21 protein-coding genes and 2 tRNA genes are annotated in these 22,154 nt (G+C 59.6%); 9 read left to right on the plus strand and 14 right to left on the minus strand.

The window, feature by feature from the left end:
* Positions 1 to 188: 188 nt before the first annotated feature.
* A complete protein-coding gene (pepN, locus tag HMPREF2978_RS09075) occupies positions 189 to 2,729 on the minus strand; it encodes an aminopeptidase N (protein ID WP_070745124.1) in 2,541 nt (846 codons plus the stop codon).
* Between the two features lie 101 nt (positions 2,730 to 2,830).
* Here pepN and HMPREF2978_RS09080 point away from each other — a divergent pair, with 101 nt between their 5' ends.
* The gene (locus tag HMPREF2978_RS09080) at positions 2,831 to 3,445 is read left to right on the plus strand and encodes a mycothiol-dependent nitroreductase Rv2466c family protein (RefSeq protein WP_070525677.1); all 615 of its coding nucleotides are present in this window, start codon (positions 2,831 to 2,833) and stop codon (positions 3,443 to 3,445) included.
* 37 nt (positions 3,446 to 3,482) lie between these two features.
* Positions 3,483 to 3,956, plus strand: coding sequence for a ribose-5-phosphate isomerase (locus HMPREF2978_RS09085; RefSeq protein WP_010191143.1), 474 nt, complete (start codon positions 3,483 to 3,485; stop codon positions 3,954 to 3,956).
* Here the strand turns inward: HMPREF2978_RS09085 and HMPREF2978_RS09090 are convergent.
* Both HMPREF2978_RS09090 and HMPREF2978_RS09095 read right to left on the minus strand, forming a co-directional pair.
* The gene (locus tag HMPREF2978_RS09090; RefSeq protein ID WP_070525679.1) at positions 3,953 to 4,780 is read right to left on the minus strand and encodes an aldo/keto reductase; all 828 of its coding nucleotides are present in this window, start codon (positions 4,778 to 4,780) and stop codon (positions 3,953 to 3,955) included. The genes HMPREF2978_RS09085 and HMPREF2978_RS09090 overlap by 4 nt on opposite strands.
* 161 nt (positions 4,781 to 4,941) lie before the next feature.
* Positions 4,942 to 5,016, minus strand: a tRNA-Gly gene (locus HMPREF2978_RS09095).
* A 187-nt stretch (positions 5,017 to 5,203) separates the two neighbouring features.
* On the opposite strand from HMPREF2978_RS09095, the gene HMPREF2978_RS09100 reads away from it, so the two are divergent.
* The 3 genes from HMPREF2978_RS09100 (at position 5,204) to tig (ending at position 7,669) form a co-directional block, all read left to right on the plus strand.
* On the plus strand, positions 5,204 to 6,025 hold the full coding sequence (locus HMPREF2978_RS09100; protein WP_070525681.1) for a hypothetical protein: 822 nt from the start codon (positions 5,204 to 5,206) through the stop codon (positions 6,023 to 6,025).
* Between the two features lie 138 nt (positions 6,026 to 6,163).
* Positions 6,164 to 6,237 (plus strand) — tRNA-Pro (locus HMPREF2978_RS09105).
* Between the two features lie 73 nt (positions 6,238 to 6,310).
* Positions 6,311 to 7,669 carry a trigger factor gene (tig, locus tag HMPREF2978_RS09110; protein WP_070745126.1) on the plus strand — a complete coding sequence of 453 codons (1,359 nt, stop codon included), beginning with the start codon at positions 6,311 to 6,313 and terminating at the stop codon, positions 7,667 to 7,669.
* A gap of 173 nt (positions 7,670 to 7,842) precedes the next feature.
* On the opposite strand, the gene HMPREF2978_RS09115 is transcribed toward tig, so the two are convergent.
* The 6 genes from HMPREF2978_RS09115 to HMPREF2978_RS09140 form a co-directional block, all read right to left on the minus strand.
* The gene (locus tag HMPREF2978_RS09115) at positions 7,843 to 8,424 is read right to left on the minus strand and encodes an NADPH-dependent FMN reductase (protein ID WP_070447780.1); all 582 of its coding nucleotides are present in this window, start codon (positions 8,422 to 8,424) and stop codon (positions 7,843 to 7,845) included.
* Positions 8,425 to 8,463: 39 nt separating this feature from the next.
* Positions 8,464 to 8,739, minus strand: coding sequence for a hypothetical protein (locus tag HMPREF2978_RS09120; RefSeq protein WP_070564615.1), 276 nt, complete (start codon positions 8,737 to 8,739; stop codon positions 8,464 to 8,466).
* Positions 8,720 to 9,745, minus strand: coding sequence for a class 1b ribonucleoside-diphosphate reductase subunit beta (nrdF, locus tag HMPREF2978_RS09125; RefSeq protein WP_023020918.1), 1,026 nt, complete (start codon positions 9,743 to 9,745; stop codon positions 8,720 to 8,722). The genes HMPREF2978_RS09120 and nrdF overlap by 20 nt, the downstream gene beginning before the upstream one ends.
* Before the next feature lie 51 nt (positions 9,746 to 9,796).
* Complete coding sequence (gene nrdE / locus HMPREF2978_RS09130) at positions 9,797 to 11,992, minus strand: class 1b ribonucleoside-diphosphate reductase subunit alpha (protein ID WP_070525685.1); 2,196 nt, start codon at positions 11,990 to 11,992, stop codon at positions 9,797 to 9,799.
* Between the two features lie 50 nt (positions 11,993 to 12,042).
* Positions 12,043 to 12,480 carry a class Ib ribonucleoside-diphosphate reductase assembly flavoprotein NrdI gene (nrdI, locus tag HMPREF2978_RS09135; protein WP_012715214.1) on the minus strand — a complete coding sequence of 146 codons (438 nt, stop codon included), beginning with the start codon at positions 12,478 to 12,480 and terminating at the stop codon, positions 12,043 to 12,045.
* Between the two features lie 145 nt (positions 12,481 to 12,625).
* Entirely contained in the window at positions 12,626 to 13,306 is a 681-nt protein-coding gene (locus HMPREF2978_RS09140; protein WP_010190918.1) for a metal-dependent transcriptional regulator, read from the minus strand.
* Positions 13,307 to 13,444: 138 nt separating this feature from the next.
* On the opposite strand from HMPREF2978_RS09140, the gene HMPREF2978_RS09145 reads away from it, so the two are divergent.
* Both HMPREF2978_RS09145 and HMPREF2978_RS09150 read left to right on the plus strand, forming a co-directional pair.
* Positions 13,445 to 14,044, plus strand: a complete 600-nt coding sequence (locus HMPREF2978_RS09145; protein ID WP_010190917.1) for an ATP-dependent Clp protease proteolytic subunit — start codon at positions 13,445 to 13,447, stop codon at positions 14,042 to 14,044.
* A 21-nt stretch (positions 14,045 to 14,065) separates the two neighbouring features.
* A complete protein-coding gene (locus HMPREF2978_RS09150; RefSeq protein WP_010190916.1) occupies positions 14,066 to 14,689 on the plus strand; it encodes an ATP-dependent Clp protease proteolytic subunit in 624 nt (207 codons plus the stop codon).
* 53 nt (positions 14,690 to 14,742) lie between these two features.
* Here the strand turns inward: HMPREF2978_RS09150 and fabG are convergent, their stop codons facing one another.
* Positions 14,743 to 15,513: a 3-oxoacyl-ACP reductase FabG gene (gene fabG, locus HMPREF2978_RS09155; RefSeq protein ID WP_070525688.1), complete on the minus strand. Its 771-nt coding sequence runs from the start codon at positions 15,511 to 15,513 to the stop codon at positions 14,743 to 14,745.
* 40 nt (positions 15,514 to 15,553) lie between these two features.
* A complete protein-coding gene (locus HMPREF2978_RS09160; RefSeq protein ID WP_070745128.1) occupies positions 15,554 to 16,858 on the minus strand; it encodes an MFS transporter in 1,305 nt (434 codons plus the stop codon).
* A 198-nt stretch (positions 16,859 to 17,056) separates the two neighbouring features.
* On the opposite strand from HMPREF2978_RS09160, the gene clpX reads away from it, so the two are divergent.
* Entirely contained in the window at positions 17,057 to 18,352 is a 1,296-nt protein-coding gene (gene clpX / locus HMPREF2978_RS09165) for an ATP-dependent Clp protease ATP-binding subunit ClpX (RefSeq protein ID WP_070525692.1), read from the plus strand.
* A gap of 265 nt (positions 18,353 to 18,617) precedes the next feature.
* Here clpX and HMPREF2978_RS09170 read toward each other — a convergent pair whose 3' ends face one another.
* A complete protein-coding gene (locus tag HMPREF2978_RS09170) occupies positions 18,618 to 19,361 on the minus strand; it encodes a TetR/AcrR family transcriptional regulator (protein ID WP_070447801.1) in 744 nt (247 codons plus the stop codon).
* Positions 19,362 to 19,536: 175 nt separating this feature from the next.
* On the opposite strand from HMPREF2978_RS09170, the gene HMPREF2978_RS09175 reads away from it, so the two are divergent.
* A complete protein-coding gene (locus HMPREF2978_RS09175) occupies positions 19,537 to 20,499 on the plus strand; it encodes a malate dehydrogenase (protein ID WP_070745130.1) in 963 nt (320 codons plus the stop codon).
* Here the strand turns inward: HMPREF2978_RS09175 and panC are convergent.
* Both panC and panB read right to left on the minus strand, forming a co-directional pair.
* Entirely contained in the window at positions 20,496 to 21,317 is an 822-nt protein-coding gene (gene panC, locus HMPREF2978_RS09180; RefSeq protein ID WP_070645367.1) for a pantoate--beta-alanine ligase, read from the minus strand. The genes HMPREF2978_RS09175 and panC overlap by 4 nt on opposite strands.
* Before the next feature lie 10 nt (positions 21,318 to 21,327).
* Positions 21,328 to 22,149 carry a 3-methyl-2-oxobutanoate hydroxymethyltransferase gene (gene panB / locus HMPREF2978_RS09185; protein WP_070525703.1) on the minus strand — a complete coding sequence of 274 codons (822 nt, stop codon included), beginning with the start codon at positions 22,147 to 22,149 and terminating at the stop codon, positions 21,328 to 21,330.
* Positions 22,150 to 22,154: the final 5 nt, after the last annotated feature.

Consider the following 22,154-nt stretch of genomic DNA (forward strand, 5'->3'; position numbering starts at 1 on the left):
CCGCAACCCCGCAACCGGAGGAACAAAATTCCTGCTTAGGTGGGGCGTGTCATGGCGGAGGGGGAAGGTTGGCCACAGGTCGGGTTAATGCCGGCCAAAGGGCGGGAAAGGGAGTGGCTGCGGGCAAGGGGGGAGGAGGAACTGGCATGAGAAAAGCCCCTCAGGGGAGGGGCTAGACGCGGTGTTTGTTAGCCGCGGTCGACGGCGCGGTTGCGCAGGGCGCGGGCGAGGCGGTCACGTTGCTCGGTCACGGCGCGGCGCAGGCCACCGGCCAGGTCGCGGGAGAGGAACTCGTCGGCGCGGTCGAGGGTCTCCTGGCTGACATCCCAGCGCGGGAACAACCCGGTCACCGTGGTCAAGGCAATCTCGTTGGACTGCGCGGACCAAATCTTTTCCGCCACGTCGAAGAACTCAGCACTCGGCAGGAGTTCATCGGAACCCACGAAAGCCAGGCCCGCTAGCTTCGACTCCAAGTCGCGGTTGCCCAGTTCACCGGCGACAATCTCGTCCCACACCGCGCGCTTGTTGTCCTCGGTATTAACCGCGGCCAACGCTTTAAGTGAGGCCTGGTAGCCCGTCGCGGTGTTATCGCGCTTGAGTTCCTCAGCCACCGCCGTCATGGCGGCGCCGGCGGCCTCGGGGCCGGTGACGTCGGCAAGCGAGCCATCGGCGATGAGCGCGGTGAGCGCCTTCCAGCGCAGGCCCGCATCCGAGGAGGTCTTAAGGAGCTCCTGGAAGAAGGCGCGGGAGGCGTCGTGAAGCTTGATGCCGGCCAGCGCCTGGGTGAAGACGATGGAGCGCTCGGCGTTTTCGGAGCGGGCGCCGTCAAGGAGGGCGTCGGCAAGCTGTGTGTCCTCCTTTGCCCACTCCGGGTCGGCGTAGGTGGACTGGGCCATAGCGGCCTGGGAGAGGATGCGCTCCAGCACGGCGAGCTCGGTCTCCGCCGCCGCACCGCGGGCCACGAGCGCCACGAAATCGCGGGCGCGCATCGAGCCCGCACGGGTCATTTCCCACGCGGTGGACCAACACAGAGTGCGGGCCATGGGATCTTCGAACTTGTCGATATTCTCCAACAGGAACTGCAGGGAACCCGCATCCAGCTCGATGAGGCAGTAAGTCAGGTCATCGTCGTTAGGCAGCACGAAGTCGATGTCCGCCTGCTTGCGGCCGATGAGTTCCGGAATCTCGGTGGAAGCGCCATCGATATCCATCTCGATGCGCTCGGTGCGCACCACCTTCTCACCCTGCAGGGCGTAGACGCCGACAGCGACGCGGTGCGTGCGCAGAGTATCGCCGCGCTGGGTGAGATAGGCCTGAGTAATGGTGCCGGACTCGTCCGTCGCCAATGCCATGCCCAGCGTGTTGACTCCTGAAGTCTTCAACCACTGCTGCGCCCAGAAGGACAGGTCGCGGCCCGAGGCCTCCTCCAAGTGGCGCAGCAGATCCCCGAACGTGGCGTTCGACCACTGGTGCTCCTGGAAGTGGCGGCGCACCCCGGCGAAGAAGTTCTCACGGCCCACGTAGGCCTGCAGCTGCTTGAGCACCGAGGCCCCCTTGGCGTAGGTGATGCCGTCGAAGTTCTGCTCCACGGTCTCAATATCGGAGGCATCCGTGGAAATCGGGTGCGTGGTGGGCAGCTGATCCTGCTGGTAGGCCCAGGCTTTCTCCACGTTGGCAAAGGTCACCCACGCGGTGTCGTACTGGGTTTCCTCCGCCTGGGAAATCGCCGCCGACCAGGTAGCAAAGGACTCGTTGAGCCACAGGTCATCCCACCATTGCATGGTCACCAAGTCGCCGAACCACATGTGCGCCAGCTCGTGCAGGATGGTGTCTGCACGGCGCTCATACTTGTAGTGCGAGGCTTGCGACGTAAAGACGTATTCATCGCGAATGGTCACGCAGCCGGCGTTCTCCATCGCGCCGGCGTTGAATTCCGGCACGAAAATCTGGTCATACTTGCCAAAGGGGTAGGCAAAGCCGAAGTTGCGGTGGTAGAAATCAAAGCCCTGCTTGGTCTCCGTGAACAAGCGCTCGGCGTCGAGCGATTCCAGTAGCGAGGGGCGGCAGTAAATGCCCAGCGGCACCTCCACGGACTTAGCCGGTGAGCCCTCCGGGTGCTCCGCCAAGGTGCCGGTCCACGTATCCGTCACGCCCACATACGGGCCCGCACACAGGGCAATCAGGTAGGTCGACAGCGGGTAATCCACCGCCGCGCGCACGGTATTGCCTGAACGCGTGATGGGGGAGTTGGTAATCACTGTCCAGTGCTCCGGAACCTCAAAAGCCAGCGAGTACGTCGCCTTCAGATCCGGCTGGTCAAAGCAGGCGAAGACGCGCTTGGCGTCGGCAGTCTCGAACTGGGTGTAGAGGTAAGCCTCGCCGTCGACTGGGTCAACGAAGCGGTGCAGGCCCTCGCCGGTGCGGGAGTAACGAATCTTCGCCACGACCTTCAGCTCATACTCCGCCACCTGCAAACCCGATAGCGGGATCCCGTACGTCGGGTCATAAGCACTGGTGGGCAGGGGAGCGCCGTTGAGGCGGACCTCGAGAAGCTCGTCACCGCGCAAGTCAATAAACGTAGAACCGGCCTTCTTAACTCGGAACTTCACCACCGTGGTGGAGGTGAAATACTCCTCTCCGGTGAGGTCCAAGGCGACGTCGTAGTGGCTTACCTCCACCATGTCGGAGCGCTGCTGGGCTTCCTCGCGGGTGAGGTTAATCGAGGTCATAAGGTGCATCTCCTCTTTCTCTGTACCTAAAGTCTCTGCACCAGCGTAGTCACCCGCCTAGGGTGGGGTGCCAAAGACCACACAAACAAAGGAGATTTACTATGGCTCAACAAGTTACGTTCTGGTTCGACTGCTCATGCCCCTTCGCATGGCTAACCTCGCGCTGGATTAAGGAGGTGGAGAAGGTCCGCGATATCGAGGTTACCTTCCAGCCGATGTCCCTGTCCGTGCTCAACAAGGGCCGCGACCTGGATCCGGAGTACATGAAGATGATGGAAGCCAACTGGGGTCCTGCCCGCGTGGCGGCCAAGATTGCCGTGGAGGCCCCGGAGAAGGTCGATGCCTTCTACACCGCGATGGGCACCCGCATCCACACGGAGGGCCAGGGCGGCAAGAAGGGTTACGGCGCCTACGACGACATCATCAAGCAGGCGCTTGACGACGTCTCCCTCCCCGCCGACTTCGCCTCCGTGGCCAACACCGAAGAGATGGATGAAAAGCTCACCGAGTTCCACAACCGCGGCATCTCCGAGGTCGGTGATGAGGTCGGCACCCCGGTGGTGAAGTTCGGTGATACTGCCTTCTTCGGCCCGGTCATCACGCGCGTTCCCACCGGTGAAGAAGCCGGCGAGCTTTTCGACGCCTCCGTGCGCCTCGCCCAGTTCCCCTACTTCTTCGAGCTCAAGCGCTCCCGCACCGAATCCCCGCAGGTTTAGTGCGTGGGATGGCCCACAGGCCGGTAGGATGTGGGCCATGCGCGTTTATTTAGGAGCAGACCACGCAGGGTTCGAGACGAAGAACGTCATTGCCGAACACCTGAAAAAGCAGGGCCACGACGTCATTGATTGCGGTGCCCACGAGTACGACGCCGAGGATGACTACCCGGCATTTTGCATTGAGGCCGCGTTGCGGACCGTCAACGATCCGGGCTCGCTCGGCATCGTGCTGGGCGGTTCCGGCAATGGTGAGCAGATTGCCGCTAACAAGGTAAAGGGCGCGCGCTGCGCCCTGGCGTGGTCCCCGGAGACCGCACGCCTGGCCCGCGAGCACAACAACGCCCAGCTCATCGGCATCGGTGGCCGCATGCACTCCGAGGAGGAGGCACTCGCCATCGTGGATGCCTTCCTGGATCAGGAATGGTCCCGTGCCGAGCGCCACCAGCGCCGCATCGACATTCTTGCCGAGTACGAGCGCACCAACATTCCGCCGGAGCTTCCGGAGGCTTAGTTCATATCCTTGGGGTGGGTGCCGCCGCGGCCCTCTTCCCCGAGGTCAAGATCAGTAATCGCAGCCATCTCGGATTCATCAAGCTCGAAGCCGAATACATCGAAGTTCTGCGCGATGCGCTCCGGGTTTTCGGACTTCGGGAAGACGATGACGCCATTTTGTAGATGCCAGCGGATAATCACCTGGGCGGGGGAAACGCCGTATTTTTCGGCAGGCTCGGTGATTTCCGGCTGCTCGAAGAGATCCGTCTTGCCCTGGCCTAGTGGGCCCCACGCCTCAATCTGTACCTTGTGAGCGCGGAAGGCATCGAGCTCGCGCCAGCGCTGCAGGTAGGGGTGCAGCTCCACCTGGTTGACCACGGGGGTTTCATCAGTCTGGGTTTCCAGCTGGTCCAGGTGCTCGAGTTCGAAGTTGGATACACCGATGGACTTGGCCTTGCCGGCCTTCTTTAACTCGATGAGCTGCTTCCACGCTTCGACGTAGTGGCCGTTGTCTGGGCAGGGCCAGTGGATGAGGTAGAGGTCCACATAGTCCAGACCTAGCTTTTCCAGGGACTCGTCGAGAGCTGCGGCTGCGTCGGTCTGGCGGTCATTCCACAGCTTCGTGGTGATGAACAGCTCTTCGCGTGGGATGCCGGACTTAGCAATCGCGCGACCCACGCCTTCCTCGTTGCCATAGATGGCAGCGGTGTCGATGTGGCGGTAGCCCACCTTGAGGGCTTCGAGGACCAGTTCCTCGGTCTTGTCGGGGTCTACCTTGAAGACGCCGTAGCCGAGCTGGGGGATGGTGTTGCCGTCGTTGAGTTTAATATTAGGTACAGTCATGCGGCCCACTCTACGCAGAGCATGGTCACCCGTGCAGAAACGGGAAATGATGGCCTAATCGAATCACAGGGATGCCTCGAGCGCGGCCTAGCACCGAAGAATTTGAAAACGACTAAAGCCGCACCGACGACCTAAAAGAGGTGCTCGGTACAGCTTTTTCTTGGAGGGAATGACGGGAATCGAACCCGCGTCTTCAGCTTGGAAGGCTGAGGTATTAGCCACTATACGACATTCCCACAACCGAGGATCTTCAACTTTCAAGGACTTGACTTTGAAAGCCGTTGAATCGGCGTGCCGATTACTTTAGCGCACGTGGTCGCTGAAAGAAAAATGGGAACTAGAACAGGGCCAAGGGCGTTAGTTTGGGTAGGTAGACAATTACAACAACACACAATTCGACTCTGAGATGAAAGTGGTGCTTTCGTGAGCTCGTTATTGCTCCTTATCCTTGTCGTCGGTGGCGGCGCATGGTTTCTGTCCTCGCGTAACGGGAAGAAGCAGCAGGAGCTGCGAGAATCCCAACGTTTTGATGACGCGATGGCGGATGCGCGCCGCTGGACTGAGCGTCTCGGCGGTCAGGTGATGAACCTCAGCGGCACGGATACCGCCTCCCAGCAGGCCATGGCGGATGCTTCCGAGCGTTTTACCGCTGCAAACTCGGCAATTTCTCAGGCCACGACAGCGAAGCAGGCGCACCTGGCGCGCGAATCTGCACTGGAGGGGCTCTACTACGTTGCGGCCGCGCGCGAGATTATGGGCATGGATCCGGGCCCGGAGCTGCCACCGCTGGAGGGCCAGCGCCAGGCCGGCAAGGTGACGGAGACCCGTACGGTGGAGGCAAACGGGGAGACGCTGACGGCGTCGCCAAGCGCATCTGCAGAAACCCCGAACTACTACCCGGGCGGTGTCGTGGCTGGGCGCCCGGTCCCGGCCGGTTGGTACTCGCGCCCGTGGTGGGCTGACGCGTTGACTACCGGCGTGTGGATGGTGGGCTACTCCATGATGTTCAACGCCATGTTCGCGGGCATGTCCGGCGTCGGCTACTCCGCAGCGGCGGCTGAAAGCGGCGACTGGGGCGGAGGCCTCGGCGGCGCTGAAGGCATGGACGGTGGTGCCATGGACGGAGCCGGCGGCGATATGGGTGCCGGTGATGCCGGGGGAGGCGACGAAGGTGGCTTCTTCGATGGCCTCTTCGGCGGCGACGGAGGCGATGGCGGCATGTTTGATTTCGACTTCGACTTCTAGGAATAGAAATATCATCTGACATGCGCAAATGAACATAAAATGGGGCCGGTGTTGGGATAGTCAAGCTGCTATCGGTACACTAGCCCCAGTATGAAGCGCAGCTGCGTGCGGAACTTCCGGGCGCAGAGGCTTTCCATACGGGGCGTGGCGCAGCTTGGTAGCGCACCTGCTTTGGGAGCAGGGGGTCGCAGGTTCAAATCCTGTCGCCCCGACGTATGGGGGCCTGGACACTCATCCAGGCCCCCTAATTTCATCTTTGAACGATCACAATCAGGAGAGTTTCTCGTGAAGACCACCGTAGACAAGCTGAGCGATACCCGCGTCAAGCTCACCGTCAACGTTCCGTTCGCTGAGCTGGACAAGGAAATCGATCAGGCCTACGCGGCGATCGCGCAGCAGGTTTCCATCCCGGGTTTCCGTAAGGGCAAGGCTCCGCGCCAGCTTATCGACGCCCGCTTTGGTCGTGGCCCCATCCTCGAGCAGGTAGTCAACGACATGCTGCCGTCCCGCTACGAGCAGGCCGTTACCGAAAACGATCTCAAGGTTATTGGTCAGCCGGAGATTGACATTGCCAAGCTGGAGGACAACGACTTCGTCGAGTTCACCGCTGAGGTAGATATCCGCCCCGAGTTCGAGGTGCCGGACTTCTCCAAGATCTCTGTCAAGGTGCCTGCACTGGAGACCTCCGAAGAGGACGTCGACAAGGCGCTCGAGGATCTGGCTTTCCGCTTCGGTGAGCTCAAGGACACCAAGCGCAAGATGAAGACCGGTGACTTCGCTGTCATCGACATCACCACCGAGGTGGACGGCACCAAGCTGGATGAGGCTTCCCACGAGGGTATGACCTACCGCATCGGTGACGACAACCTGATTAAGGGTCTCGATACCGCACTGCGCGGCATGAAGACTGACGAGGACAACGCGTTCACCACCACCATCCAGTCCGGTGAGCACGAGGGCGAAGAGGCCACCGTGAAGGTCCACGTCCAGCAGAGCAAGGAGCGCAAGCTGCCGGATCTCGACGACGAGTTCGCACAGATGGCCTCCGAGTTTGACACCATCGACGAGCTGCGTGAGGACACCAAGTCCCGCGTCGAGGAGACCAAGAAGTCCGAGCAGGCTGCTGCCATCCGCGATGAGGTCCTGAAGGCTGCTCTGGCTGAGGTTTCCTTCGAGCTGCCGTCCTCCATCGTTGATGAGCAGGTTCACGCTCAGCTGCACCAGGTCATGGGCCAGCTGGCTCACGACGAGAAGGCTCTGGCCCAGCTGCTTGAGGCACAGGGCACGACCCGCGAGGAGTTCGACGCTGATGCTCGCAAGTCCGCTGAGGAATCCGTCCGCACCCAGCTCTTCCTCGACGCCCTGGCTGAGATCGAGGAGCCGGAGGTGTCCCAGCAGGAGCTGACCGACCACATCCTGTTCACCGCGCAGTCTTACGGCATGGACCCGAACCAGTTCATCCAGCAGCTGCAGTCCAGCAACCAGCTGGGTAACCTGTTCTCTGACGTTCGCCGTGGCAAGGCCCTGGCAATGGCCATCTGCCGTGCCGAGGTCACCGATGAAGAGGGCAACAAGGTTGACGTTGACCAGTACTTCGGTGAAATCGAAGAAGCGGACGCTGCTGAAGCTTCCGAGGAGAAGTAATCTCCCGCTTGTAACGCGCTGCTGCCACATGTGTGGTGGCGAGCGCGCATGAAACCCCGGATTCAGGTAACTCAAGGATGAGCCTGAATCCGGGGTTTGTGTCATTGTGAACGCCCTCTAGGAGTCTTTGAGTACTTCGTAGAGGGCGCGATGGGTGTTGGCTGGGGATACCGCTAGCCGTTCGTGGCTCTAAAGGCCTCGTCGGTCAACTGCAGGAAGCGCATAACGTAATCCTTGACAAAGTCTGCGGTGCGTTGATTGAGATGTCCGGACTCTTCGAAAAGGGTGGGGGATTGGCCCAGAAATACTTCGGGCTGACCAGGGAGCGGCATATCGAAGTAGGACAGGGCGAGGCGAAGGTTCTTCTGTGAACTGTAGCCGCCCATGCGGCCTACAGAGTGGCTAATGATACCTGCGGGAAGGTTCTTCCACGCCACATCTGAGTTGGGCTTAGAGCCGATGTCCACTGCGTTCTTGAGGCAGGCAGGGATAGTGCGGTTGTTCTCTGGCGTAATGAAGAGGATCCCGCTCGAGTTCTTGATGGTCTCGCGAAAGGTGGTGTACTCAGCCGGAGTGGGCTTGTCCGTGACGGCGGGGTCATCGTAGTCGAAGTCATAGAGCGGCAAGTCACGGATTTCCACGATGTTTGCCTCGTAGTCTTCAGGGATCATCGTGAGCACCTCGTGTGCAATCTTGCGTGCAAATGACTCTCGGCGCAGGCTGCCGACGATAACGCTGATACGTGGGGTGGTCATGGTAAACCTTCTTTCTTAGTTGGGTGTAGGGAGACGTGGTCAAGGGAGAAAAGGCTTGCAGCCAAAGGCCGGTGGTGGGCCGGCAGCGTGGGCGGCGGTGAGGAAGCCATCTACTTTGTCTCCTTCTTCATGGCGGAAGTACAGTTCGATGAGCCCTAGAAGACCCCCGAGGACGGCCTCTCGTGCGGCGGATGTATTCAACAGCCGCATGGCTGCGGGTTGGTTTCCTTCGCGGATGGCTTCAAACAGCGCGATGGTCTCAAGCCAGCTTCCTTGGTCCGGTCGCGGAAAAGGTTTAGAAATCCCAGTCATCATCACTCGTTTCTTCAGCAGTACCAATGACATAGGAGGAACCAGATCCGGAGAAGAAGTCATGGTTCTCATCTGCTCCGGGGGCTAGGGCCGCGAGGATTTCTGGGTTCACTTCCGTTTCTTCGGGCGGGAAATAGTCCGGGTAGCCCAAATTCATGAGTGCCTTATTGGCGTTATAGCGAACGAACACGGCTACATCATCCATGAGTCCCAAAGGCTCATATAGCTCGCCGGAATAGTCCAGCTCTAGTGCATAAAGCTCTTCGAGCAAAGAAATGGTGAAATCATGCATTTCCTTCTGCCGTAGCGGGGTCGTGGATTCCAAACCGCGCTGATACTTGTAGCCCGAGTAGTAGCCGTGCACTGCCTTGTCACGCAGAATGAGGCGAATCATGTCTGCCGTATTTGTCAGGGTGGCGTGGACAGAAAAGTGCAAGGGAAGATAGAAACCCGCGTAGAGAAGCAATGAGGAAAGGAGCGTCGATGACACCTTGCGTTTGAGTGGATCCGGCCCAAAATAGTGCGCGAGCACTTTCTTGGCGCGTGCCTGGAGAAGGTCGTTATTCACCGCCCAGCGGTATGCTTCATCAATTTCCTTTGTACTGCTCAGGGTAGAAAACACTGAAGAGTATGAACGGGCATGGACTGACTGCATGAAGGCGATGTTGGTATACACGGCCTCCTCGTGTTCGGTGCGGGCATCTTGAATCTGACAGATTTCTCCCACAGTGGCCTGGACAGTATCCAGGGTGGTGAGTCCCGTGAACACCCGCATGGTGAGGTTGCGTTCCTCGGGCGTCATCTTCTGCCACGCCGGGAGATCATTAGAAAGCGGGACCTTCTCTGGCAACCAAAAATTGGCGGTGAGACGGTTCCACACTTCAAGATCCTTGTCATCGCTCACCCGGTTCCAATTGATGGCGCGGATGCGGGCTGAAGGATCATGCCGGTAGCTCGGCGGGGTAACTGAAATGCTGGTTAGTTCAGCACTGTTCGATGTTGAAGACATAGCTTCCTTCTTTCTGAGTGAATGGTTGTAGACAAGGGGAGGACCGTGCTCCTACAAAGCACAGGAGACGCAGCCTTCGACCTCGGTTCCTTGGAGCGCGGATTGGCGTAAACGGATGTAGTAGAGGGTCTTGATTCCGGCTTTCCAGGCATAGATTTGTGCCTTGTTGATGTCTCGCGTGGTCGTATCAGCGGTAAAGAACAAGGTCAGGGAAAGTCCTTGGTCCACGTGTTGGGTGGCCATGGCGTAGGTGTCGATGATTTTTTTGTATCCCACGGCGTAGGAGTCATCGAAATACTCCAGGTTGTCGTTGGTCATTTCCGGCGCGGGGTAGTACACGCGCCCCAAGCGGCCTTCCTTGCGTATTTCAATTTTGGAGGCAATCGGGTGGATGGACGCGGTGGAGTCATTGATGTAGGAAATTGATCCAGTGGGTGGAACTGCCTGCAAGTAGGCGTTGTAGATGCCGTCTTGCATCACTTGTTTCTTGAGCCGTAGCCAATCCTCGCGTTGAGGAATCTGCACGCCTGCTTCATGGAAGAGCTGTTTTACGTGTTCAGTGGCTGGCACCCAGTCTTGGTCGATGTATTTGTCAAAGTAGGCGCCAGTGGCATAGGTGGATTCTTCGAAGCCTGTGAATCGTTGACCTTTTTCAACCGCGAGTGCATGGGATGCGCGGAGCGCATGGTAGGTCACCGTGAGGAAATAGATATTTGTAAAGTCCAGTGCCTCGGCGCAGCCATAAGGAATACGCTGTGAAGCAAGGAAGCCGTGGAGATTCATTTGGCCCAGACCAATGGCATGCATGGAGGCATTTCCGTGAGCGATGGAAGGAACAGCTTCGATATTCGTCAGGTCTGAAACCTTCGTGAGGGCACGTACTGCGGTTTCGACGGTCTCCCCAAAGTCCGGTGATTCAAAAGCCTTCGCAATGTTGAGCGAACCTAGATTGCAGGAAATATCCTGGCCGACGGTGGTGTAGTCACCCGAAGCTCCGTAGGTCGATGGCGTGTTGACCTGGAGGATTTCACTACACAGGTTGGACATATTGATATGTCCTTTGAGGGGATTAGCGCGGTTGACCGTATCCTCAAAGAGGATGTAGGGGTATCCGGATTCAAACTGAAGCTCAGCCAGCGTGGTGAAAAACTCGCGGGCCTTAATGGTCGTGTGAGAAATTCGCGGATTGGCAACCAACTCGTCGTAGCACTCGGTGATGGACATGTCAGACATGGCTACGCCGTACTCGCGAGCGATGTCATACGGGCTAAAAAGATGCATATCCTTGTTCTCTTTGGCCAGCCGGAAGGTTATATCTGGAATAACAACCCCCAGCGAAAGAGTCTTGATGCGGACTTTCTCATCGGCATTTTCCCGCTTGGTATCCAGGAAGCGAAGAATATCTGGATGGTGCGCATGCAGGTAGACGGCTCCAGCGCCCTGCCGGGCGCCCAATTGGTTGGCATAGCTGAAGCTATCTTCGAGAATCTTCATGACTGGGACTACGCCGGAAGCCTGGTTCTCTATCTTTTTGATTGGGGCTCCGGATTCGCGCAGGTTGCTCAGCAACAAGGCCACTCCACCACCGCGCTTTGATAGTTGCAGTGCAGAGTTCACGCTGCGACCAATGCTCTCCAAATTGTCTTCGATTCGCAGGAGGAAGCAGGAGACCATTTCGCCGCGCTGGGCTTTGCCTGCGTTGAGAAAAGTAGGGGTGGCGGGCTGGAATCGTCCTGTCATGATGTCATCCACCAGCTTTTCTGCGAGCTCTTCGTCGCCCTGTGCAAGGTATAAAGCTGTGGTGGCGACGCGTTCTTCGTAGCCTTCTAGGAATCGGGAGCCATCAAAGGTTTTCAGTGCATATGAAGTAAAGAACTTAAATGCGCCGAGGAAGGTGCGGAACTGGTGCTTAGCTCGATGAGCTCTGTCATACATGGCGCACAGAAAGGCGTCATCATAAAGCTCAAGGAAATCCCGCTCGTAGTACTCGTTATCAACCAACCATTCCAAGCGTTGCTTGGTGGAATCGAACTGATGCATGCGGGGAGCGACATGGTGCGTGACATAGTCTTGTGCTGCCTGAATGTCCTTGTCAAACTGGATTTTTCCAGAAGCGTCGAACAAGTTCAGCTGCGCGTTGAGTGCGTGGTAGCTCTTGCGCTTGCCGACACCGCCGGCATTGTTTGCTGAAGCGGTGCGGAGCGTAGTGCCATGAGGTTGTGTGGGGGTGGCATCGAGAGGCCACATTGTGTCTTCCAATCTGTGTGATGCGGATGGGTTCTTCATCTTGCGGGGGATTAATGGGGTGTCATCGTTAGCTGCTTTTGCTGCTCCCAAAACTTTTGAAGGCCCTGCTTTACGGCGGCAATGTCCTTCTGGGTGCCGAGAAGCTCGAAGTGATACAGCTCCGGTACGTGGCACTTGGCGGAAATGATGCGTCCGGCGACGCAGTAAGCACTTCCGAAGTTGGTATTCCCTGAGGTAATAACGCCCCGGATAAAGGAGCGGTTGATTGGGTCATTGAGGAAGTCGATGACCTGTTTGGGGACTGCGCGTTTGAGCGAGCCTCCGCCGTAGGTGGGAACGATGAGTACGTACGGGTGTGAAACCTGGATCATCCCGGTTTTCTTGGGGCGCAGTGGAATGCGCACCGCGGGTCTATCTAAGCGTTCGACGAATCTTTTTGTATTTTCTGAAACGCTAGAAAAATACACCAAATCTGGTGAGTCTGACATAGCAATCCTGCTCATCCTGGCCTTAGCCATAAGTGGGATAGGTGATATTCGAAAAGACTAACTACGCAATGGCGTAGTTGCAACTACGGCCCAACGTAGTTTTGAAAAGGGCAGGTGAGAGTAGGATTAATGCAAAGGGGAAGGTCTAACGGCTGTGGTGTGCTACAAACACTGCGTCGGTAGCTGGGCGTCCAAGCACTACCCACTGAGTGCTGCCGGCCACCTGTATTTCGAGAGAATCTGAAAAGGGCGCTCCCTCGCGCGTGCTAAGAACAGCCCCTGTGACAATGCCGCGCTCTTCAAGGAACTTCAGCAGTTGTGGGTCGGAATCAGAAATGCGTTCCACGGTCACTTGCGGTTGCGCACCGCTGTCGGTGAGACGGTGCGCACTGGGGATTGTGATCTGTCCATCAACCGTAGGGATAGGATCGCCGTGCGGATCCCTAGTGGGGTAATTAAGGAACTTATCTACACGTTCTATGAGCATGTCGGACACCGCGTGTTCGAGATTTTCGGCTTCATTATGGACTTCGTCCCACGTGTAGTCCAATGCTTGAACCAAAAAAGACTCAAGCAATCGGTGGCGGCGCACCATGACCAATGCGTACTGCCTGCCAAGTTCGGTTAACTCCACAGAGCCATAGGGCGTGTGTGACACGAGCCCTTGCTTCGACATTTTGCGCACTGCATCGGAAACCGAGGAGAGCTTGAGTCCCAACTGTTTCGCTATAAGTGTGGCGGTAACGGGCTCGGACGACCATTCCTTTAGCCCCCAGATTGCTTTCAAATAGTTCTGGGTACTGGTGGATAGCTCGGAAACAGACATGAGCAAATGTTAACCCAGCTTCCGTATGCGCCTTTGGTGCTGCGCCCCAACGCTCATAGCGAACAGAGGCCAAGTTTGAGAGGAATGCCGGTAAGGTGGGGCCAGTTAAAGCATTCTTCACTTGAAGGAGAACCATTAATGTCTGAGAAGATTTCAATGAACTCGTCGTCTACGGGTATGAATCTGAGCGATAGCGTGTATGAGCGCCTGCTGCGCGAGCGCATTATTTTCCTGGGAACCCAGGTGGATGATGAGATTGCCAACAAACTGTGCGCCCAGATCCTCCTGCTGTCCGCAGAGGACCCCACGCGCGATATTTCGCTTTATATTAATTCGCCGGGTGGCTCGGTCACCGCGGGCATGGCCATCTACGACACGATGAAGTACTCGCCGTGCGATGTGGCTACGTATGGCATGGGCCTGGCCGCTTCGATGGGCCAGTTCCTGCTCTCCGGCGGCACCAAGGGCAAGCGCTACGCCCTGCCGCACGCACGCATCATGATGCACCAGCCTTCCGCTGGTGTGGGTGGTACCGCCGCAGATATCGCCATCCAGGCCGAGCAGTTCGCGCAGACCAAGCGCGAGATGGCTGAGCTCATCGCTGAGCACACCGGCCAGACCTTCGAGCAAATCACCAAGGATTCGGACCGCGACCGCTGGTTCACCGCCCAGCAGGCCAAGGAATACGGCATCGTCGACCACGTCATCGAGTCCGTCAACGGTCCTATCACCAACTAGGGAACAAGGAGCTTTATCACTATGTCTAACCTTCAGATGCCTTCTTCCCGCTACGTTCTGCCGGAGTTCATTGAGCAGAACGCACAGGGATCGAAGACCACCAACCCGTATTCCAAGCTCTTTGAAGAGCGCATCATCTTCCTGGGCACCCAGGTCGATGACACCTCCGCCAACGACATCATGGCGCAGCTGCTGGTCCTCGAGTCCCAGGACCCGGACCGCGATATCACGATGTACATCAACTCCCCGGGTGGCTCGTTTACTGCGCTGATGGCTATCTACGACACCATGCGCTACGTCCGCCCGGACGTGCAGACCGTGTGCCTGGGCCAGGCGGCATCCGCAGCGGCTGTTCTGTTGGCCGCCGGTGCTCCGGGCAAGCGCGCTGCGCTGCCGAACTCTCGTGTGCTGATTCACCAGCCGCGTACGCAGGGCACGCAGGGCCAGGTGTCGGACCTTGAGATCGAGGCCAACGAGATCGAGCGCATGCGCCGCCTCATGGAGGAGACCCTGGCTGAGCACACCGGCCGCACTGCGGAGCAGGTGCGCATCGATACTGACCGCGACAAGATTCTTACCGCGCAGGAAGCCGTTGACTACGGTCTCATCGATACCGTCTTTGATTACCGCAAGCTCAACGCCTAAGTAATCAAGCTTAAAGCCCCGCTGTCTAGTAGATAGCGGGGCTTCGGCCATGCTTAGGCTTCGTAGGGCGGCAGGATGGCCTCGGGGGACTCGGGGAGGATCTGGCCGCCGTCAATGATGATGGTCTGGCCCGTTATGTAGCCTGCTTCGCGGGAGGCGAGGAAGGCCGCGGCGTTGCCGATATCGCGCGGGGAACCTAAGCGGTGCATAGGGACGGAGCGTGCCATTTGGTCGAGGTACTCCTGACCCTGGCCCTCCAAACCCTCGGTGAGGATGTTGCCTGGCAGAACACCATTGATGGTGATGCCATCACGGGCAACTTCCAGTGCCGCGGAGCGCATGAAGCCTTGTTGTGCGGCCTTCGAAGCGCCGTAGTGCGCCCAGCCTGGGTAGCCGGTGTGCGAGCCGGTGATAGACGTCGTGATGACGATGCGCCCGTAGCCCGCTTTCTTCATGTAGGGCAGTGCTTCCTGCACCACGGTGAACGTGCCGTGCGTGTTGATGGCGAACATGGCGTCCCATTGCTCGTCGGTTATGTCCTCGAGCGGGCAGTTGGGGAAGACACCGGCGTTGGAACAGACGATGTCGATGCGGCCATAGCGCTTGACGACGTCCCTGTAGAGGTTGCGGACGGAGTCGCGCGAGGTGACGTCGACAAGCAGGGCGTCCGCCCCGAGTTCTTCGGCAGTCTTCTGCGCGGCCTCGAGGTTGAGGTCAGCGATGACGACGGTCGCGCCGGCTTCGCGTAGAGCGCTGACGATGCCGCGGCCGATTCCGGCGGCGCCGCCGGTGACGATGGCAACGTGGTCCTGAAGATTAAACATGTACTGCTCCTAAGCGGTTGGGGCTGTGTGCCCCTCCAGCCTAGGCCGCCACGGTCTGGGGTGCTGTCTGCTTGGTGGTTGCCGTGTAGGCGCGCACACCGATGAGGGAGATTGCGGCCAACACAGCGGTAGCGCCGGCGAGGGTGTAGAGCCCCGTTGGGGTCCAGCCGCTTTCGAGCAGATAGCCCGCCAGGATGGGAGCGAGGGTAGCGCCCACGCGAGCGATGCCGATGGCAGCGCCCGTACCCGTGGTGCGCAGCGCCGAAGGGTAAGCCTCCGGGGTGACGGTGTAAAGGCCGGAGATGCAGGCGTTGAGGGTAAGACCTACGCCGACACCGAGGGTGAACATGAGGGTGGGCACCGCGGTGGAGTTGATGAAACCGACGAGCACGACGGAGGAGACGAGGCAGAAGGCGATGAGAAGCGGGCGGGCGTCGATGCGCGTGGTGAAAAGGCCGAAGAGGATGGCGCCGATTGCACCGCCGAAGGAGAGCATGATGCCGCCGATGATGCCTTGCTGGGCGGTTAGCCCCTCGGCGGTAAGCAGCTTCGGGGTCCACTGTGAAGTGAAGTTGTAGGCAAACATGATGAAGCTGAACGCCAGCCAGAGCTTGATGGAGGTGCGCAGGAACTGTGGCGAGACGAGGTCTTTGTAGGAGGCCTTGTGGGTGGTGCGGGGGCGGACGCTGACCTCGCCCTTGAGGCCGAGTTTGGCGGCGATGGTGCGGACCGAATCCATGCGGCCGCGGGCGGCGAGGAAGTCGGCGGACTCGGGGACGAAAGCAACCGTGAGGATAAGGGCTAAGACGGTGAGCGCTGCGCCAACCCAGAAGATGGGCTGCCAGCTATCGAAGGAGGAGGCGATAACTCCGCAGAATGAAGCACCCAGGCCATAGCCGGAGGCGTAGATGGCGACGGCTAGGCCGCGGAAGCGCAGGTTGGAGTACTCGCTGACGAGTACGGTGACACAGACAAGCACGCCGCCGACGCCAATGCCGGTGATGAGGCGGCAAATCAGGAGAAGGCTGAACGTGGGCGCGAGCGCGGTGAGCACGAGGCCGACGAGGTCGATGATCAGCGAGACCGTAATGAGGGTGGTGCGCCCGAGGCGGTCAGCTAACGGGGCGAGGAAGAGTGAGCCGAGGCCGATACCGATGAGTGCGGCGGAGAGGAGCCAGCCTAGGGAGGAATCGGATAAGACGAATTCTCCGCTGACAGGTCCGGCGCCGAAGGCCATGGCGACCATGTCGTAGCCGTCGAGGGCATTGAGGAAGAGGGCAATGACGATGATGAGCCACTGGCGCGCGCCCATGGGGGAGCGGTCGATGAGTTCGCGGATGTCCATGAAAATCTTTCTGCTGATGGAGCGGTTTCGATGTAAGTTAGTGAACCGCTCTGTCTATGTCTACTGACTGCCGTTTTAAATTCAGTGGCGCGCCGCCGCGTGCGGAATAGCGCTGGGGTCTGGGTGGTTTACTAGAGTGGAATAAACTGCGGTAAAATCGCTCCACCCAACCCCAGAGAAAAGAGTTGAAAGGCCTTCATGGCACGTATGCAAGAAAGCGCTGACCTGCTCAAGTGTTCCTTCTGTGGAAAGAGTCAGAAGCAGGTGAAGAAGCTTATCGCCGGCGGCGGTGTCTACATCTGTGACGAGTGCATCGAGCTCTGCAATGAAATCATCGAGGAGGAGCTCGGCGCGGCTCAGGCCGAGGCGGACGAAGAGAAGGAAATGCGCCTTCCGCGCCCTTCGGAGATTTCGGCTTTTCTGGATAAGTACGTCATTGGCCAGGACCAGGCCAAGCGCGTGTTGTCGGTGGCTGTGTACAACCACTACAAGCGCATCAAGGCTGAGGAAGCCGCGGGCCTGGAGGGCCGTCGGAAGAAGTCGCAGGATGAAGAGGTGGAGATCTCTAAGTCCAACATCCTGATGCTGGGACCGACGGGCTCCGGAAAGACCTACCTGGCGCAGACCCTGGCGCGCCTGCTCGACGTCCCCTTCGCCATCGCGGATGCCACGAGCCTGACCGAGGCCGGTTATGTGGGCGAGGATGTGGAGAACATCCTGCTCAAACTGCTGCAGGCAGCGGACTTTGACGTGGAGCGTGCGCAGCACGGCATCATCTACGTCGATGAGGTGGACAAGATCTCCCGCAAGTCGGAGAACCCCTCGATTACCCGCGATGTGTCCGGTGAAGGCGTGCAGCAGGCCCTGCTGAAGATTCTTGAGGGAACCGTTGCAGCAATCCCTCCGCAGGGCGGGCGCAAGCACCCGAACCAGGAGTTCATCCAGCTGGATACCTCGAACATCCTCTTCATCGTGGCCGGTGCTTTCGCGGGCTTGGATAAGGTGATTTCGGAGCGCGTGGGCAAGAAGGGCGTGGGTTTCGGCGCCAAGCTGGAGACCAAAGACGAGAAGGAATCAGTCGACTTCTTCTCCCAGGTGCGCCCGGAAGACCTAGTGAAGTTCGGCCTCATCCCAGAATTCATCGGCCGCCTGCCGGTGGTTGCCACGGTGGATAACCTGGACCGCGAATCGCTGGTGAAGGTGCTCGTGGAGCCGAAGAACTCGCTGGTCAAGCAATACCAGCGCCTGTTCAGCATGGATGGTGCGGAGCTGCACTTCGAGGATGAGGCGCTGGAGGCAATCGCCGAGCTCGCGCTCGAGCGCAAGACCGGTGCCCGCGGCCTGCGTGCCATCATGGAGGAGCTGCTCGTGCCCATCATGTATGACCTCCCAGACCGCGAGGACATCGCCAGCGTCCACATCACGCAGGACTGCGTGACTGACGGCGGCGAGCCGGAGTTCGTGTACTCGGACGAGGCGAAGGAATCCGCCTAAACGGCATCTCTTAAAAGGCATCTTCAAGGCTGAAGATGCCTTTTGTGCTGTCTACATGGCGTTTTCAGGTCTAAAAACGCCTTCTGTCAGATGCCATCTGCCTGTTGGGGCAAAGGAACCAGATGAATGGGACCATGTAGCTGTGGAGTGAAATTGTGACCTGGGCTTGTGCTCAGGCCGGCGCGCAGATGGTTCCTTTACTTTGGTTTCTTTGCTCGCGCGGTGCTGGGGAGAGGGCTCTAACCGTAGAGTCCCCGCCGGCGCGTCATTCGTAGAGGCTCGCTGACGCGTCGCCCTCGTCCTCGGTGGAGTAGACATCCAAGGGCGCGGACTCAGCATCGAGCTCGGTTTCGTTCTGGGTGAGGTAGGACTCGAAGCCGATGTCCGGGATGTTCGCCGTAAGGAAAGCCAGCACAGCATCGACCGCCATGCGGTGCAGCCCCTCAGTGTTGTTGTGGGTGTACATGTTGATGTCGAGCAGGTTGCTCATCATCGCGTGATTCGTCACCCGGTACATCGAGAGCGCAGAAATCAGCGTGAAAATATCGTTGGCGGAAATTCCCGGGCGGAACGCGCCGGAATCTTGGCCCAGCATGAGCAGCCTGTCGAGGTGGAGGGAGATCTCGGACACGTCGACAAGCGCCTGCGAGGACTCCAGCACACTGTGGGAGGATTCCATCGTTAGCATCCGGATGGCTTCGGGGTTATTCACATGTTGGCGGAACAACCAATCCACCAAGGTGCGCACGCCCTCGACTGGGACAGCAGAATTGATCTCGAGGCTGCCCTCTGGCGGGTTGAGGCGCCGCGCTGCCGCTGCCAAGGCTTGCTGGTAGAGCCCCTTCTTATCCCCGAAGTAGTAGTGGATCATGCGCTTGGACATCCCAGACAGCTTCGATACGGTCTCGAGCTTGGTTTCGGCATAACCATGCTCCGAAAACTCCGATATCGCAACATCGATCACGTGCTCAACAGAGCCGGAGTCGACCGATGAAGTCTCAGTGCTCATGGAAGGTCCCGTCTAGTCGATGGATATGCGTACAGTTGTCCACTATGCCGAAAAAAGACGGCCGTGGAGCTCAAGTACAAAGAACTCGCATCTTTCGGGGGTAAAATCACACCCCACGGGGGCGAAAAACGGGACTAGGGTGGGAAGGTGAATACCCAGCCGAAAGGACTCGCACATGACTGCATCGAAACCCGTCAAGATCACCGTGACCGGCGCCGCCGGCAACATCGCCTACTCTCTGCTGTGGCGCATCGCTGCGGGCGATGTCTATGGCAAGGACACCCCGGTGGAGCTGGCTTTGCTGGAAATCCCGGACGCCGTGGGCGCCGCTGAAGGCGTGGCCATGGAGCTTAATGACTCTGCTTTCCCCCTCCTGCGCGGCATTACCGTCACCGATGATCCGAACGTGGCCTTCAAGGACACCAAGGCTGCTTTCCTCGTCGGTTCCCGCCCGCGCAGCAAGGGCATGGAGCGCGCCGACCTGCTGGAAGCCAACGGTGCCATTTTCACGGTCCAGGGCAAGGCGCTGAACGACGTCGCTGCGCGCGATGTCCGCGTCCTCGTCGTGGGTAACCCGGCCAACACCAATGCTTATATCGCTGCCAACAGCGCACCGGACCTGGCCCCGAGCCAGTTCACCGCGCTCATGCGCCTGGACCACAACCGCACCCAGAGCCAAGTCTCCCTCAAGACGGGCGTGCCTACCGCGGAGCTGACCAAGGTTGCCGTGTGGGGCAATCACTCTGCCTCCCAGTTTCCGGACCTGACCTTCTCCAACGCCGAGGTTGATGAGACCTGGTACAAGGAAGAGATGATTCCGAAGGTGGCCAAGCGCGGCGCTGAGATCATCGCCGTGCGCGGTAAGTCTTCAGCTGCCTCCGCAGCCTCTGCCGCGGTGGATCACATGCACGATTGGATCCATGGCACCGAGGACTGGCGTACCGCAGCCGTCGTCTCCGATGGCTCCTATGGCGTGGACGAGGGCCTCGTCGCAGGTTTCCCCACCGTCGCCCGCGACGGCAAGTGGGAAATCGTGCAAGGCCTCGAGCTCAACGATTTCCAGAAGGAACGCATCGAGGCCTCGGTTCAAGAGCTGCGTGAGGAGCGCGAGGCCGTAGCCCACCTGCTCAAGGACTAAGACTCAAGCACTAAGTTATCGATGAGCCGCACTGGCCCCACCTGCGCTGCAACGAGCGCCAGGGCGGGCCGGTGTTGTGCATCAACGGGCTCGAGCGTGGCTGGATCCACCACGGTGAGGTAGTCCACCGTCACGCCGGGGGAGGAAGCAAGCTGGGCTTCAGCCTCCTTGAGGGATGCACCATCCCGCAGTGCGAAGAGCGCCTGGGACAGCGCCACGGCCTGCTCGCGCTCGGCAGGGCTCAAGCGAGCGTTGCGGCTGGACTCGGCCACGCCGTCCGCCGCGCGGACGATGGGCGCGCTGACGATGTCGAGTGGCAGGTCGAGGTCCGCCACCAAGCGCCGAATAATGGCTACCTGCTGGGCATCCTTCTGCCCGAAGTAGGCGCGGTCGGGGCGCACGAGAGTGAATAGCTTGCTCACCACAGTGGCCACGCCGTCGAAGTGACCGGGGCGCGAAGCGCCTTCCAAGACCGAGCCCATCTCACCCGTGCGCACCCACACCCGCGGGGTGCCACCCGGGTACATCTCCTCCACGGTGGGAGCGAAAACCGCATCCACGCCTAGAGAATCGAGCAGTGCTGCATCCGCGTCGAGGTCGCGCGGGTAGGCGCGGTAGTCCTCGCAATCGCCGAGGTCGGTGAATTGGAGGGGATTGACAAAGACCGAGCACACCACGGTGTCATTCTCCTCGCGGGCGCGGCGAACGAGGGAAGCGTGGCCTTCGTGAAGCGCGCCCATCGTGGGCACCAATCCCACGGTGCCGGATGCGGCCGCGCGGAAGGCGCGGAGTTCAGATTTAGTTGTAAGGATCTGCATGGCCCAAACTTTAGTCCTCGAAGGATTCCTCGGCGTTGGGGAAGGAGCGCTCGCCCACATCGGCCACGTAATTCTTCGCACCCTTCAGCAGCGCGCCGCGCAGGTTTGCGTAGCGGCGCACGAAGCGCGGCGCCTTGGGTCCGCCCAGCCCGAAGGCATCGGTCCACACGAGGATCTGGCCGTCGGTCTGTGCGCCGGCGCCAATACCGATGGTGGGGATGGGCAGTTCCTTGGTCACCTCCTCAGCCAACGCAGCTGGGACCATCTCCAGTACCACGGCGAAGGCGCCGGCGTCGGCAAGCGCGCGGGCGTCCGTGTGCAGCTTCTCCGCACCGGCACCGCGGCCCTGGACCACGAAGCCGCCCAAGGCGTGAACCTGTTGGGGCGTGAATCCGATGTGGGCGCAGACGGGGATGCCGGCGGCGACAAGCGCGGCAACAATCGGTGCGCGCTCGGCACCGCCCTCGAGCTTCACGGCCTGCGCGCCGGTTTCCTTCATGACGCGCACGGCAGACTCCAGTGCCTGGGCGGGGCCGGCCTCATAGGAACCGAAGGGCAAGTCCACCACCACGAAGGCGCGGGAGGTAGCTGAAACCACGGCGCGGGCCAGCGGAATCATTTCATCGAGGGTAAGCGAGAGCGTGGTTTCGCGGCCCAGGACCACATTGGCCAGGGAATCGCCGACGAGCAGGAGATCCACCCCGGCTTCATCGAAGATTTCGGCGGTCATGCAGTCATAGCTCGTCAGGCACGCAAAGGCCTGAGAGTTCTCTTTGGCTTGAGCAAAGAAGCGGGTGCGGAGACGGGCGCGGTGGCCAGGATTGTGAGACATGCTCT

It is taken from the genome of Corynebacterium sp. HMSC074C01 (assembly GCF_001814605.1).
Lineage (GTDB): Bacteria > Actinomycetota > Actinomycetes > Mycobacteriales > Mycobacteriaceae > Corynebacterium.

Excerpts from the sequence above, each read along its gene's own strand:
- nrdI (WP_012715214.1), bottom strand. The coding sequence starts at position 12,480 with ATGTCAGACTCACCAGATTTGGTGTATTTTTCTAGCGTTTCAGAAAAT.
- HMPREF2978_RS09175 (WP_070745130.1), top strand. The coding sequence starts at position 19,537 with ATGACTGCATCGAAACCCGTCAAGATCACCGTGACCGGCGCCGCCGGC.
- HMPREF2978_RS09170 (WP_070447801.1), bottom strand. The coding sequence starts at position 19,361 with ATGAGCACTGAGACTTCATCGGTCGACTCCGGCTCTGTTGAGCACGTG.
- panC (WP_070645367.1), bottom strand. The coding sequence starts at position 21,317 with ATGCAGATCCTTACAACTAAATCTGAACTCCGCGCCTTCCGCGCGGCC.
- HMPREF2978_RS09115 (WP_070447780.1), bottom strand. The coding sequence starts at position 8,424 with ATGACCACCCCACGTATCAGCGTTATCGTCGGCAGCCTGCGCCGAGAG.
- nrdF (WP_023020918.1), bottom strand. The coding sequence starts at position 9,745 with ATGTCTTCAACATCGAACAGTGCTGAACTAACCAGCATTTCAGTTACC.
- HMPREF2978_RS09080 (WP_070525677.1), top strand. The coding sequence starts at position 2,831 with ATGGCTCAACAAGTTACGTTCTGGTTCGACTGCTCATGCCCCTTCGCA.
- HMPREF2978_RS09120 (WP_070564615.1), bottom strand. The coding sequence starts at position 8,739 with ATGATGACTGGGATTTCTAAACCTTTTCCGCGACCGGACCAAGGAAGC.
- HMPREF2978_RS09150 (WP_010190916.1), top strand. The coding sequence starts at position 14,066 with ATGTCTAACCTTCAGATGCCTTCTTCCCGCTACGTTCTGCCGGAGTTC.
- HMPREF2978_RS09140 (WP_010190918.1), bottom strand. The coding sequence starts at position 13,306 with ATGTCTGTTTCCGAGCTATCCACCAGTACCCAGAACTATTTGAAAGCA.
- pepN (WP_070745124.1), bottom strand. The coding sequence starts at position 2,729 with ATGACCTCGATTAACCTCACCCGCGAGGAAGCCCAGCAGCGCTCCGAC.
- HMPREF2978_RS09160 (WP_070745128.1), bottom strand. The coding sequence starts at position 16,858 with ATGGACATCCGCGAACTCATCGACCGCTCCCCCATGGGCGCGCGCCAG.
- HMPREF2978_RS09145 (WP_010190917.1), top strand. The coding sequence starts at position 13,445 with ATGTCTGAGAAGATTTCAATGAACTCGTCGTCTACGGGTATGAATCTG.
- HMPREF2978_RS09090 (WP_070525679.1), bottom strand. The coding sequence starts at position 4,780 with ATGACTGTACCTAATATTAAACTCAACGACGGCAACACCATCCCCCAG.
- clpX (WP_070525692.1), top strand. The coding sequence starts at position 17,057 with ATGGCACGTATGCAAGAAAGCGCTGACCTGCTCAAGTGTTCCTTCTGT.
- HMPREF2978_RS09085 (WP_010191143.1), top strand. The coding sequence starts at position 3,483 with ATGCGCGTTTATTTAGGAGCAGACCACGCAGGGTTCGAGACGAAGAAC.
- fabG (WP_070525688.1), bottom strand. The coding sequence starts at position 15,513 with ATGTTTAATCTTCAGGACCACGTTGCCATCGTCACCGGCGGCGCCGCC.
- panB (WP_070525703.1), bottom strand. The coding sequence starts at position 22,149 with ATGTCTCACAATCCTGGCCACCGCGCCCGTCTCCGCACCCGCTTCTTT.
- nrdE (WP_070525685.1), bottom strand. The coding sequence starts at position 11,992 with ATGTGGCCTCTCGATGCCACCCCCACACAACCTCATGGCACTACGCTC.